This is a genomic window from Sinorhizobium sp. B11, assembly GCA_039725955.1.
Taxonomy (GTDB): Bacteria; Pseudomonadota; Alphaproteobacteria; order Rhizobiales; family Rhizobiaceae; genus Rhizobium.
Genome location: CP091034.1, coordinates 3,864,473 through 3,876,196 on the forward strand (window position 1 = coordinate 3,864,473; position 11,724 = coordinate 3,876,196).

Genomic DNA, 11,724 nt, shown 5'->3' on the forward strand with positions numbered 1-11,724 from the left:
TCTTAACCCCTCAGTGATTGGCCCCCGGCTAGTTGACGGCCCCCGCCGTCTCATGCCTCGATGAGAAAATCGCCTGCAAATTCGGGAGGATGATGAACTCACCACCCCTCTTGACCAGGCAGTTGATGTAATCCGCGCGCCAGCGCATACCCACGCTCGGCGGCGGCTCGCTGGCGTTTTTCGTCAGCGTCGTCACCTCGTTCACCTTGTCGGTGCGGATACCGACGAGTGTCTGCTCCCCCTGCAGATCGACCTCGATGACGATGATGCGGCTGTCTATTGTCGCTTCCGAAGCCTCCATCCCGAAGGCGAGGCGAAGATCGGCAAGCGGAATCACCTTGCCGCGAAAGTTGATGACGCTGGCAACGAAAGGCTGGGCGCCCGGTACTGCGGTCTCGGGAAGCAGATCCAGGATTTCCTGTACGATGACTGCTTCCAGAGCGAAGGTTTCGCCATTGAGATCGAAGGTCAGAACCTCGACTTCTTCAGCGTAGTTCCAGTGCTTGTCGAATTTTTCGGCTGTTGCTGTGCTCATCCTGCCACGCGCAATTGCGCCTCCTGTTGCTGACCCGCGGCAACGAGATGCCCGACGTCAAGAATGAGAGCGACGCTGCCGTCGCCGAGAATGGTGGCGCCGGAGAAGGTCGCCACGTCGTTGTGCAGTTTCGACATCGACTTGATGACCGTCTGGTGGTCGCCGATGATCTGGTCGACCACCAGACCGACACGTTCGGTGCCCGTCGAGATGACGACCACTTTCTGGTGGACGTCCGGCTTGGTGCCTGTGCGGAAGAGATCGCGAAGCCTGAGGAACGGAACCAGGCTGTCGCGCAGCGAGATGAAGGAGCGGCCGCGCGAGCGGAGATCTTCTTCCAGCGACAGTTCGAGGCATTCCTCGACCGCCGAGAGCGGGATGACGTAGCGGCCGGAACCCACTCGCACCAGAAGACCGTCGATGATGGCGAGCGTCAGCGGAATGCGGAGAGAGACTTCCGAGCCTTGCCCGGGCAGGCTGACGATGTCGATCGTGCCGCGCAGCGCCTCGACCGTCTTCTTGACGACGTCCATGCCGACACCGCGACCGGACAGATTGGTGATCGCCGCTGCGGTCGAGAAGCCGGGAGCGAAGATGAGCTGCAGCAGCTCCTGATCGGAAAGCGGCTGGCCGGGCGCGATGAGGCCGGAGGATTCCGCTTTGGCGCGAACGCGGTCACGGTTGATGCCACGGCCGTCATCCTTGATGGAGATGATGACCTCGCCGCCGGACTGGTGGGCAGCAAGCGTCACCGTGCCGGCTTCGGTCTTGCCGGCGCCAAGGCGCTCGGCCGGCGGCTCGAGACCGTGGTCTATCGAATTGCGGACGAGGTGGACCAGCGGATCGGCCAGACGCTCGATGACGGTCTTGTCGACTTCGGTGGTCTCACCTTCGGTAACGAGCTCGATCACCTTGCCAGTTTCGCGGGCGAGATCGTGGACGAGACGGCGGAAGCGCGAGAAGAGTGTCCCGACCGGCACCATGCGCAACACCATCATCGTGTCGCGCAGCTCGCCGGAGAGACGTTCGATTTCTTCCGAAACCGAGCGTAGCGCTATATCCGAGCTGGAGCTTGCCAGCTGACTAAGGCGCGACTGGGCAATGACGAGCTCGCCGACGCGGTCCATCAGTTCGTCCAGGCGTTCGGCCGGAACGCGGACGTTTTCCTGCGCTTTCGCCTGGGCTGCCGCCTGAACAGGAGCTGCCGCCTCGCGCTTCACCGGAACCGCCTCGACGGGGCGGAATTCCGGAGCAGCGGCGGGCACTGGAGCGACAGCTGCTGCGGCAGCTGCGGCAGGAGTTAGGTCTTTCTTTGCTTCGGCCGTTGCGGTCTGCGGACCGGCGATTTCCTGAACATCGAGCTCCATGTCATCCATGACGAAGATAAAGACGTCGTCGATGGCGGAACGGTCCTGTTCGCTCGTCAGAACGACGTCCCAGGAAACGTGAAGCTCTGTCGGGACCAGATCGTTGAGTAGCGGAATGCCCGATCTGTTTGCGCGGACGGTACATTCGCCAAGATCGCGCAATTCATCCAGAAGGCCGAGCGGGTTGGTGCCGTTGGCCATGGAATTCGCCGGAAGGCTGAAACGGATGCGCCACGTCGTTTTCTTCTTGACGGGAGCGGCGACGACAGGTGCTGCAGCCACAGGCACTGTGGCCTCTTTGGCCTCCGCCTTGCCGCCGACCGCTGCCTGGAGCTGGGCAAGCAGCTTGTGACCGGTATCACCATGATCGGCATCGGGTTGCTCGACAAGGGCGCGCATATGATCCTGCGCCGCAAGAACGGCGGCGACGAGCTCGGCGGTTGCCGGCACCTCGCCCTTGCGAACACGGTCGAAGGCCGTTTCGCAATGATGCGTGAAAGCCGCAAGCGCCTCGAAGCCAAACATGGCACCCGAACCCTTCAACGTATGGAGGCCGCGGAAGACGGCGTCGACGAGATCCCTGTTTTCGAGGTCGTGATTAAGGTCGAGAAGGCCGGCTTCGATCGCCTCGAGGCATTCGGCCGCTTCGGTTCGGAAGACTGCGACTGGATCAAGCGAGCTCATCTGCCGAGAACCTTCTTCACGATCTTCACGAGGTTTTCCGGATCGAACGGCTTGGTGAGCCAGCCGGTGGCACCGGCGGCCTTGGCACGGGCCTTGAGGTCCGCATCGGATTCCGTCGTCAGGAAGATGATCGGCACGCCGGCCTGGGCGGGCAGCTTGCGCAATTCCTCGATCATCGTCAGCCCATCCATGACGGGCATGTTGAGGTCGGTGACGATCAGGTCGAAATTGCCGCTCTTGGCGGTTGCCAGACCCTCGGCGCCATTGACGGCTTCGGTGACGGTGTAACCTGCATTGGTCAGCGTGACCTTGGTGGTCAGCCGGATGCTGGCAGAATCGTCGACGGTCAGGATGTTTGCGCTCATAATGTCACCTCTTTATGCAACCAGAACCTCTGGTCTTCTTGATCGAAGACTTCCATAAATCCGGCGCGTTCAAGAACCTTGAGAAGCGAACCGCTGGCCGGAGCTGAAAGGGTAAAAGTCTTGCCTTCGGCCTTGGCCTGACGACGGGCGGATTCGATGAGCTGAAGAAAACTCAGATCCGCCTCCGCGTTTTCGGGAAGACTTACGGCAATACTATTATTGTCGCGAAAACGATCAATAATCTTCGCATATACTTCCGAAGCATTACGAATGCTCAGAGTTTCCGGAAGGGATATAGATTCGAAATATTTTGCCTGAGTATCCAATGCAGCCTCCATGGTCGGAGAAATACTTAACGACCATAAAAGGACTCTCATGACAGGCTTAACAGCGCGTAAACAGCGGTTGTAGGAAAGTGCAATTGGCGCGAGTCCCGACTCCCTGAATTCTTATCCGGGATAATTTATACTGAAGCTTTCTCATATTATAAAATAACCTGAAAAAACAATATGATAGATAACACTTTATAGGAAGCTTATAAAATCTTGCCGAATAGTTTTATGGGTTGTTAATCACAACGTTTACGAGTCTGCGGCGTTTACCTGCCGTTTCCATCCTGCCCGTAAAAATAGAGTCAAATTGCCTGTGTTCATAAGTAAAGGTACAAATGTGACAAACGCGACGGCATCGGCACAGACTGCATTTTTGGCATCAGGTTCGGATATCAGCCAGACCCTGGAGTCGGCCCGCGCCCAGGTGGAGGAACGCTTCCTCGAAGGTGGTACAGTCCTGCTTTCAGTGATGGATGTCCTCAATCGTCTGTTGACGTCACTGGACCAGATCACCAAGGCGCTGGACAACAATGAAGCGAGTGACACCAGCGCCGATCTCAATGCGACGGTCCAGAACCTGATCGAGCTTCCGGGCTCTGAGGAAAAACGCCAGCAGGCTCTGACGGCACTTGCCCAGACCGGCTCGGAACTGCACCGGCATGTCGCTGATATGCAGGAGACGATGCGCTACCTGCGCACCTTCGCAGTGACGGTAAAGATAACGGGTGCGGGCCTCGCCGAATTTGCAGGCTTCGCTCAGGAAATCCTTGAGCGCATCTATTCAGGGACAGACGAAGTCAACCGCTTCGCCACCCATCTCGACAGCCTCCAGAAGGAGGTCAAGCTCGCCCTCTCCTTCGGCAACAATCTTTCCAAGAGCTACGCCGACACCGTTCCGGCAGTCGCCAGGGCGCTGAAGGATGACGCAAAGAAGATTGCCGACCACCGCCAGAGCCTCGGCACCATCGCCCGCGATGTAGGCGCAATCGCCCGTGGCGTGCAGGGGAAGGTCGCCTCCACTCTTTCGGCGCTGCAGATCGGCGATATCACTCGCCAGCGCATCGAACATGTGCAGAGCACCTTCTCGCTGCTGGAGGATTTCCTCGCAAGCGAAGACGGCGCTAAGCTCGATGCCGATGGACGCAAGCGCCTGCAGAACGTCATTCATCACCTGACAGCCGCGCAGATGGCTGAGATGTGCACCGACTTCCAGCGGGATTCCCGTAATGTCGTAAAGACCATCGCAAGCTTCAGCCAGGATACGCAGGAAATTCTGAGATTGCGCGACCAGATGAGCGGTCAGAGCGACGGCAGCGGTGGGAACTTCATGCGCGCGCTGGAATCGAGCGTCTCCGCCGCTCACGAGATCGTCAAGCAGGTCGATGTGGCAAGCCGTCAAGCCGACCAGGTCAGCCAGTCGACGATCGGCACCGCCGCAACGCTTCTGCAGTCCATCGAGGCGATCCGCGCGGTCAAGACCGATATCCATTACATGGCGCTCAATACCAACCTGCGCTGCAGCCGTCTCGGCGAAGAAGGCAAGTCGATCAACGTAGTCACCGCCGAATTGCGCATCTTTGCCGGCAAGCTGGATGATTCAGCCGATGCCATCGTCAATGGCCTGCCTGCGCTCGAAGCCTCGGCGGGGCGCGTTGCCCCCGCCGCCGGCTCCAGGAACGGCGGCCTTGCCGAAAGCCTCACCTCGGCCGTCGGCACGATCCGCTCCGCGGCCAACCTGATGGAAGACGAACTCAAAGTCCTTGCCGAACATGGCCGCGAGGTCGCGACCAAGATCAACCTGCTGATCGGCAAACTCGATTTCCAGCATGATCTCGGTGACGTGCTTGCCCGCTGCGCCGACGTGCTGGAAACCGTGGCCGGCGACCAGATCGCCGATATTTCCGACATTGCCGAAGCAATTGGCCCGCTCGACCGCAAGATCTTCAAGCTCTACACGATGGTGCAGGAACGCAATGTCCATCGCAACATCATTCCCGCCAACGAGGAAACAACAACAATGGCGCCTGCCGAGCCCGCCAAAGCCCAGAGCGACGAGGACTTGTTCGAGGACGCTCTCTTTTAGAAAGGCCGCAGCTCAATTGATGCGGCGGAACTTGTTCGCCGCTTCGATCGCCGCCTTCTGCTGGTCGTCTTCGATGCCGAGATAGAAATCCTCAAGCGAGGGATCGCTCAATCCTGCACGCCGTGACAGGACGTACCACTTGGCCGCCTCGACCGGATCGGGTGCCGTGCCGATTGCATTGACGTAAAGATGTGCGAGCTTGTTCTGCGCAGCGACATTGCCCCGGTTGGCCGCAAGCTTCATCCATTCGAAGCCACGCACGTAATCCTTCGGCCCACCGACGCCGTTGATCAGCCAGATACCCATGTCGAGCTGAGCCGTATCGAAGCCCGCCCGCGCCGCGCGCGCCATCCATTCGCGTGCCAGTTGCTTCTTGTCTTCGGGCAGGTCGGGCACCTGCTGGTAGATCTGCGCTACCGCATATTGCGCGTCTGCGATGCCCTGCTCTGCTGCCTTTTCATAATAAGGCAGAGCAAGCTTCAATCCCTTGTCCCCGGGATTGTCGGCAACGAGCGTTTGGCCCCAGTTGAATTCGGCTGACGAATTTCCGCCATCTGCCGCCTTGCGCATATATTCGTCGGCCTTCGCCTTGTCGCGCGTGACATTGTTGCCCTCCATCAGGAGCAAGGCATATTTGAACATGGCGGTCGGATCGCCGCCCTCTGCCGCCTTGCCATACCAGAAGGCAGCGTTCTTCATGTCCCGCTTGACACCGAGGCCCTGCGACAGGATTTCGGCGATCAGCGTCTGGGCCGCCGGATCGCCGAGCTGTGCCCGCGGCAGCGCCCTGTCCATGGCGGTCAGATAGTAGCCACGCTGATAGGCGCCGAACGCCTCGTCGATCGCACCCGTATATGGCTTTTCAGGTGGCAGATCGGGCAGCTTCGCACCCATTCGATCGAAAACCCCGACGCCGTCAGACGGCTCGATACCCTGCGGGGGCTGCGGTCGGTCCGTACGGAATGTCTGGCTTGGCGTTGGCGAGCGCCCGTTGACGGTTTCATTCGCCTGTGCCTGCGCAAACTCCGTCCGAGCCGCCAATAAGGCGGCTATACAAAAGAGAGCGCATCTCGAAAAGCGGGCGGGGATCGGCATAAGCGCGATATCAATCCTCAAACCGTGGCGCTTTTTCGTCAAGCAGGGCATTGATCTGAGCCACGATCGAGGGCGCCTGAGCCGGCTCGGCGAATACGCCCAGGCGCATCGCCACGAACTCTGCCCCGGTCTGCGCAACCGCGAGGGCGGAGGCCGGATCAGTGCCGCCCATCACGATGCACGGGATTTCGATCATCGACGCCCACCACTCGGCAAGCGCCAGGTTCTTCGGATGCGCCTCCGGCTTGATGTCGCCGTCGAGCTTGCCGAAGAAGATGTAATCCGGCCGCTCCTCGCCGACTTCCAGCGCCGTATGCCGGTCGGCGGCATTGCCGCCGCCGACGATCAGCTTGTCCGCATAACGATCGATTGCATCGGCAATCTCGCTTGCCGGTCCGGTGATGTGCAGGCCATCGGCCTTCGCGCGGCCGACGACGCGGCTGTCGCCGGCAATCAGCGCCGCGGCACCCGCACCCTGAATAATGGGAACGAGCTTTTCCGCATGCTTCTGGAAGGCGCCATCGTCAAGACCGTATTGCGGCAGGATAACGGACGCGACATCACCGCCTTTCAGCGCATCGGCGACGATCTTCGCCCGCTCATCGGCATCGGCGATATCGGGCAGAACGAGAACAAGGCGGCAGCGGTTTTCCGGTTCGGTCATGAAGTCTTTCCATCTGCGGCGGTTTTTCCCGCTCTATGGCGGATCCGCACTCGTTTTGAGTGAGTAATTCCGATAGAGGGGGCTTGCAAGGGGAGGAACTTCAAAAGCATGCCGCAAGATCTGTCATTCTACTACGCCGCAATCCCGGCTGTCATTCTCGTCGGGCTTGCCAAAGGCGGGATGGGCGACGCTTTGTCGCTGATCGGCCTTCCCTTTCTCGCCCTCGTCGTCGCTCCCGTCGAAGCCGCCGCGATCCTGCTTCCCATCCTCGTCTTCATGGACATGATCTCGCTGGCGATCTGGCGCCAGCATGGCGACTGGACGACGCTGAAGATCATGCTGCCCGGCGCTATTCTCGGCATCACCTTCGGCTGGGCGACCTCCGCTCTCGTGCCAGGCAGCGTATTGCGCGTTCTCATCGGTGCCGTCACGGTGGCCTTCTGCCTGCGTTACTTCTGGAATAATTTCGGCCCCGGCAAGGGAATAGTCATCCCACCGCGTCCCCAACGCCCGGTACTGGCAAGCCTCTGGGGCACGTTTTCCGGCTATGGCAGCTTCGTCGCCCATGCCGGCGGCGCACCATTCCAGATTTATGCCCTGCCGCTCAAGCTGCCGCCACGCGAATTCACCGGCACCAGCGTACGCTTCTTCGCCATTCTGAACGCCATAAAACTTGTTCCTTATTTCGCGCTCGGCCAACTCGACACCCGCAATCTTCTGACCTCAGCCACGCTTGTGCCCTTCGCTCCGCTGGCAACGATGGCCGGCGCATGGTGTGTACGTCGCATGAAGCCGCAGATATTCTACCCTTTTATGTATGCTATGGCGCTGATCGCTGCCTTCCTGATCTTGCGCGAAGGGGTGCTTGGATAGGGTTGCATTCCGTTGCGATGCACAATTTCCTTGCTGGAAAGGCCCGTTTGACGTAGCTTTTTGACATGTCGAACACGGACCCCTTCTCTGCGATTGCCGATCCGAACCGGCGGTTCTTGCTGGAGGAATTGCGGCGCGCTCCAAAGACGGTCAATGAGCTTGCCGAGGGTCTGCCGATCAGCCGTCCCGCCGTGTCACAGCACCTGAAGGCATTGCTCGAAAGCAACCTTGTTTCCGTGACCTCGGAAGGAACGAGGCGCATCTACACGGTCAACAACCGTGGTTTCGACAAACTCAATCTCTGGCTGGATCAGTTCTGGGCCTGAAGGCGCCCTCTTCTCGCAAAAACGCCAGCCCGATGCCGCATGCAAGGGACTGGCGCTCGATTTCGGTTATTCACCGGGTCTTGCTTGATAGTCGAGAAAATTGGGGAATTTCACCTTTTCTTTCACAAGACTAATGTCCGGCGATAGCCTGGAAAGATCAATGGACGGATGACTTGAGACGCTCGATCTCGTCCTTGATGCGCAGCTTACGGCGCTTGCATTCGGCAAGTTCAGTATCGGAAATAGAGGGAGATGTTCTCAGGGCATGCAACTCCTCCTCGAGAGCGACATGCTTTTTCTGGAGCGATTCAAGATGAGCTTGAACAGTCATTTGACCCTTCCTTCCTCTTACCCTTCCCCAGCCATCCATTGCCAGGGATCCAAGGTGTCAACCAGCGGACTGTGACACATTTTTGAAGGCTTGTCGAAGGCCAAAAGATGAAGACTAAGCGGCAAATTCATGATCAACACTAACTTCCCGTTACCTCTATTTGGTGATAGGAGCTTGCGGAAATTATCGGCAGACCGGACAAGGTCCGAAGACGATTATGGGGAATGCAAATGGCCGATCAGGAACAGGCGGAAATCAGGCTCATGGCGGCGCGTCTGCGTCAGGAGCACGAGGATTACGATGCCGCGATCAACGCCATGATTGAGACGGGCTGCGACGCCCTCCGCATCCAGCGCATGAAAAAGAAGAAGCTGGTCATCAAGGACAAGCTCTCCAAGCTGGAAGACCAGATCATCCCTGACATCATCGCCTGAAGGAACGATTGTGACGATAACAGACAGACCGCCAGTCGCCATCATCATGGGCAGCCAGTCCGACTGGGAGACCATGAAGAATGCTGCCGATACGCTGGAGGCGCTGGAAATCGAGTATGATGCACGCATCATCTCTGCTCATCGTACACCTGACCGGCTCGTGACGTTTGCCAAGGGCGCGCGCGCCGAGGGCTTCAAGATCATCATCGCGGGCGCTGGCGGCGCGGCTCACCTTCCGGGCATGACGGCGGCCATGACGCCGCTGCCGGTTTTCGGTGTGCCTGTGCAGTCCAAGACCATGTCCGGCCAGGACAGCCTGTTGTCCATCGTCCAGATGCCGGGCGGCATCCCCGTCGGCACGCTTGCCATCGGCAAGGCCGGTGCGATCAATGCGGCCCTTCTTGCCGCTGCCGTGCTCGCCCTTTCCGACGACGAGATCGCCGAGCGCCTCGACGAATGGCGCGAGCGCCAGAGCGCCTCCGTCGCCGAATATCCGATGGACGATCTCTGATGGTAAGGACGATAGGCATCATCGGCGGCGGCCAGCTCGGCCGCATGCTTGCCATGGCCGCAGCACGGCTGAATTTCCGCACGGTGATATTGGAACCGCAGGCTGATGGCCCCGCCGCCCAGCTCGCCAACAGCCAGATCACCGCCGCCTATGACGATCCTTCAGCGCTCGCCGAATTGGCGGGGCTCTGCGACGTCGTCACCTACGAATTCGAGAACGTGCCCGTCGCCGCTGCCGAAACGCTGGCAAAGAGCGTGCCGGTCTACCCGCCCCCGAAGGCGCTGGAAGCTGCTCAGGACCGGCTGGTCGAAAAGCGCTTCATCAACGGTTGCAACATTCCGACAGCCCTTTTCCACGCCATCGACAGCCAGGCCGATCTCGAGCAGGCACTGAAGGATTTCGGCGGCCAGGGCGTATTGAAGACCCGGCGCCTGGGCTATGACGGCAAGGGCCAGAAGGTGTTCCGCTCGCCGGCCGACAATCCTGACGGCGCCTATGCGGAGCTTGGCTCTGTGCCGCTCATCCTCGAAAGCTTCATCGCCTTCGAACGCGAGGTCTCGATCATCGCAGCGCGCGCTACCGACGGTACCGTGCTCTGCTTCGACCCGGCCGAAAACGTCCACCGCAACGGCATCCTGCATACTTCGACAATTCCGGCGACAATCTCCGCCACCACCGCCGAGGCGGCGCGCAAGGCGGCCGAACAAATTCTGGGCGCGCTCGACTATGTCGGCGTCATCGGCATCGAGTTCTTCGTGCTTGCCGATGGCAGCCTCGTCGCCAACGAGATGGCACCGCGCGTCCACAATTCCGGCCATTGGACGGAAGCGGCCTGCATCGTCTCGCAATTCGAGCAACATATCCGTGCCGTGGCCGGCTTGCCTCTGGGCAACCCGCGCCGCCACTCCAATTGCGTGATGCAGAACCTGATAGGCGACGATATCCTTGCTGTTCCGGACTGGTTGAAACGCGACGATACTCTGGTGCATCTCTACGGCAAGACAGAGTCACGGCCTGGCCGGAAGATGGGTCATGTGACGACGCTGACGGGTAAAGCCTCCTGAACTGGCGTCCCCCAGCGCCTGAAACCCACGGAAAAAAGCCTTCACGTGGTTGACACAGGGCAGAGGTCGGGTTATCTGCTCCCCCACCTAAAGAGCGCGCCCAGCCGGCGCGCTTTTGATTGTTAAAAGACACGGGCGAATGTGAATTCCCCCAGAAACATCGCGGATCAGAAAAATGAAGATCAAGAATTCGCTCAAGTCGCTCAAGGCGCGTCATCGTGACAACCGTCTCGTTCGCCGTAAGGGCCGCATCTACATCATCAACAAGCAGAACCCGCGCTACAAGGCTCGTCAGGGCTGATTGTACGCGTATCCGGTTGCGTGCCCACGGGCGCGCATATCGGTGGGTCACTTCGGTGATCACGTCAATTTTGTTTGATCTTCGGCAGTGGCGGGCTAATATGTCCGCCATGCGCTTTTTTGCTATGACCTCAGCGGCGCTGCCGCTTGCCCTCATCCTGTTTGCTCCTGCCCTTCCTGCTGTCGCACAGCAGAAGGATGTTATTGTCGAACAGCCTGATAATGCCGATTCGTCGCCGAAGCAGCGTCTCGACCAACTCTATGGTCAATTGAAACGCGAGCGCGATCCCGAAAAGGCAAGCAGCATCGCCAATCAGATCCGCATGGAATGGAACGATTCCAACAGCGCGACGATCAATCTCCTGATGCAATGGGCCGACAAGGCGATCGAAGACAAGCGTAATCCGGCAGCGCTCGATTTTCTCGATGAAGCCATCGCGCTTAAACCAACCTATGCCGAAAGCTGGAACCGTCGTGCAACGCTGAACTTCGTGCTCGGCAACTATCGCAAGTCGATGGCCGACATCGAACAGGTGCTGAAGCTCGAACCCCGTCATTTCGGCGCCCTCTCAGGCATGGCGGCCATCCTCGCCACCACAGGCAATGACGAGATTACACTCAAGGCCTGGGAGCGAGTTCTGGACGTCTATCCTGCCGATCGTGCTGCACAGGAGCAGGTCAACACACTCTCGGAAAAGCTTGCCGGCAACCGCACGTGACAGATCCGGCATGGGCTTGACCGCGTAAGAAGACGCACAAT

At 59.3% G+C, this 11,724-nt stretch carries 15 protein-coding genes; 8 read left to right on the top strand and 7 right to left on the bottom strand.

Going from position 1 to position 11,724, the window contains the following annotated elements; all coding sequences use genetic code 11:
* Positions 1-28: 28 nt before the first annotated feature.
* From LVY75_29190 to LVY75_29205, 4 genes are read right to left on the bottom strand one after another with little or no spacing between them, the layout of a single operon-like run.
* Positions 29-535, bottom strand: a complete 507-nt coding sequence (locus LVY75_29190) for a chemotaxis protein CheW (GenBank protein ID XAZ22844.1) — start codon at positions 533-535, stop codon at positions 29-31.
* The gene (locus LVY75_29195) at positions 532-2,586 is read right to left on the bottom strand and encodes a chemotaxis protein CheA (GenBank protein ID XAZ22845.1); all 2,055 of its coding nucleotides are present in this window, start codon (positions 2,584-2,586) and stop codon (positions 532-534) included. The genes LVY75_29190 and LVY75_29195 overlap by 4 nt, the downstream gene beginning before the upstream one ends.
* Positions 2,583-2,951 (bottom strand): response regulator, encoded by a 369-nt coding sequence (locus LVY75_29200; protein XAZ22846.1) that lies wholly within the window; start codon positions 2,949-2,951, stop codon positions 2,583-2,585. Before LVY75_29200 ends, LVY75_29195 begins: the two co-directional genes overlap by 4 nt.
* Positions 2,948-3,277: an STAS domain-containing protein gene (locus LVY75_29205; GenBank protein ID XAZ22847.1), complete on the bottom strand. Its 330-nt coding sequence runs from the start codon at positions 3,275-3,277 to the stop codon at positions 2,948-2,950. The genes LVY75_29200 and LVY75_29205 overlap by 4 nt, the downstream gene beginning before the upstream one ends.
* A gap of 343 nt (positions 3,278-3,620) precedes the next feature.
* Here LVY75_29205 and LVY75_29210 point away from each other — a divergent pair, with 343 nt between their 5' ends.
* Entirely contained in the window at positions 3,621-5,366 is a 1,746-nt protein-coding gene (locus tag LVY75_29210; GenBank protein ID XAZ22848.1) for a chemotaxis protein, read from the top strand.
* Positions 5,367-5,378: 12 nt separating this feature from the next.
* Here LVY75_29210 and LVY75_29215 read toward each other — a convergent pair whose 3' ends face one another.
* Together LVY75_29215 and LVY75_29220 are read right to left on the bottom strand one after the other, a co-directional pair.
* Positions 5,379-6,461: a sel1 repeat family protein gene (locus LVY75_29215; protein XAZ22849.1), complete on the bottom strand. Its 1,083-nt coding sequence runs from the start codon at positions 6,459-6,461 to the stop codon at positions 5,379-5,381.
* Between the two features lie 10 nt (positions 6,462-6,471).
* Positions 6,472-7,125: a thiamine phosphate synthase gene (locus tag LVY75_29220; GenBank protein ID XAZ22850.1), complete on the bottom strand. Its 654-nt coding sequence runs from the start codon at positions 7,123-7,125 to the stop codon at positions 6,472-6,474.
* Positions 7,126-7,233: 108 nt separating this feature from the next.
* On the opposite strand from LVY75_29220, the gene LVY75_29225 reads away from it, so the two are divergent.
* The gene (locus LVY75_29225) at positions 7,234-7,998 is read left to right on the top strand and encodes a sulfite exporter TauE/SafE family protein (GenBank protein XAZ22851.1); all 765 of its coding nucleotides are present in this window, start codon (positions 7,234-7,236) and stop codon (positions 7,996-7,998) included.
* 65 nt (positions 7,999-8,063) lie between these two features.
* On the top strand, positions 8,064-8,324 hold the full coding sequence (locus tag LVY75_29230; protein ID XAZ22852.1) for a metalloregulator ArsR/SmtB family transcription factor: 261 nt from the start codon (positions 8,064-8,066) through the stop codon (positions 8,322-8,324).
* A gap of 157 nt (positions 8,325-8,481) precedes the next feature.
* On the opposite strand, the gene LVY75_29235 is transcribed toward LVY75_29230, so the two are convergent.
* Positions 8,482-8,655 (bottom strand): DUF465 domain-containing protein, encoded by a 174-nt coding sequence (locus LVY75_29235; protein ID XAZ22853.1) that lies wholly within the window; start codon positions 8,653-8,655, stop codon positions 8,482-8,484.
* Positions 8,656-8,885: 230 nt separating this feature from the next.
* Between LVY75_29235 and LVY75_29240 the strand changes: the two genes are divergently transcribed.
* The 5 genes from LVY75_29240 to LVY75_29260 all read left to right on the top strand — a co-directional run bounded on the left by LVY75_29240 (position 8,886) and on the right by LVY75_29260 (position 11,683).
* Positions 8,886-9,089 (top strand): DUF465 domain-containing protein, encoded by a 204-nt coding sequence (locus LVY75_29240; protein XAZ22854.1) that lies wholly within the window; start codon positions 8,886-8,888, stop codon positions 9,087-9,089.
* Between the two features lie 16 nt (positions 9,090-9,105).
* The gene (purE, locus tag LVY75_29245; protein XAZ25851.1) at positions 9,106-9,600 is read left to right on the top strand and encodes a 5-(carboxyamino)imidazole ribonucleotide mutase; all 495 of its coding nucleotides are present in this window, start codon (positions 9,106-9,108) and stop codon (positions 9,598-9,600) included.
* The gene (locus tag LVY75_29250; protein ID XAZ25852.1) at positions 9,597-10,664 is read left to right on the top strand and encodes a 5-(carboxyamino)imidazole ribonucleotide synthase; all 1,068 of its coding nucleotides are present in this window, start codon (positions 9,597-9,599) and stop codon (positions 10,662-10,664) included. The genes purE and LVY75_29250 overlap by 4 nt, the downstream gene beginning before the upstream one ends.
* 175 nt (positions 10,665-10,839) lie before the next feature.
* Entirely contained in the window at positions 10,840-10,965 is a 126-nt protein-coding gene (ykgO, locus tag LVY75_29255) for a type B 50S ribosomal protein L36 (GenBank protein XAZ22855.1), read from the top strand.
* 100 nt (positions 10,966-11,065) lie between these two features.
* A complete protein-coding gene (locus LVY75_29260) occupies positions 11,066-11,683 on the top strand; it encodes a hypothetical protein (GenBank protein XAZ22856.1) in 618 nt (205 codons plus the stop codon).
* Positions 11,684-11,724 lie beyond the last annotated feature (41 nt).

Bases quoted from the DNA above. Each gene is read 5' to 3' on its own strand.
- LVY75_29190 (XAZ22844.1), bottom strand. From the start codon at position 535: ATGAGCACAGCAACAGCCGAAAAATTCGACAAGCACTGGAACTACGCT.
- LVY75_29195 (XAZ22845.1), bottom strand. From the start codon at position 2,586: ATGAGCTCGCTTGATCCAGTCGCAGTCTTCCGAACCGAAGCGGCCGAA.
- LVY75_29200 (XAZ22846.1), bottom strand. From the start codon at position 2,951: ATGAGCGCAAACATCCTGACCGTCGACGATTCTGCCAGCATCCGGCTG.
- LVY75_29215 (XAZ22849.1), bottom strand. From the start codon at position 6,461: ATGCCGATCCCCGCCCGCTTTTCGAGATGCGCTCTCTTTTGTATAGCC.
- LVY75_29220 (XAZ22850.1), bottom strand. From the start codon at position 7,125: ATGACCGAACCGGAAAACCGCTGCCGCCTTGTTCTCGTTCTGCCCGAT.
- LVY75_29225 (XAZ22851.1), top strand. From the start codon at position 7,234: ATGCCGCAAGATCTGTCATTCTACTACGCCGCAATCCCGGCTGTCATT.
- LVY75_29230 (XAZ22852.1), top strand. From the start codon at position 8,064: ATGTCGAACACGGACCCCTTCTCTGCGATTGCCGATCCGAACCGGCGG.
- LVY75_29235 (XAZ22853.1), bottom strand. From the start codon at position 8,655: ATGACTGTTCAAGCTCATCTTGAATCGCTCCAGAAAAAGCATGTCGCT.
- LVY75_29240 (XAZ22854.1), top strand. From the start codon at position 8,886: ATGGCCGATCAGGAACAGGCGGAAATCAGGCTCATGGCGGCGCGTCTG.
- ykgO (XAZ22855.1), top strand. From the start codon at position 10,840: ATGAAGATCAAGAATTCGCTCAAGTCGCTCAAGGCGCGTCATCGTGAC.
- LVY75_29260 (XAZ22856.1), top strand. From the start codon at position 11,066: ATGTCCGCCATGCGCTTTTTTGCTATGACCTCAGCGGCGCTGCCGCTT.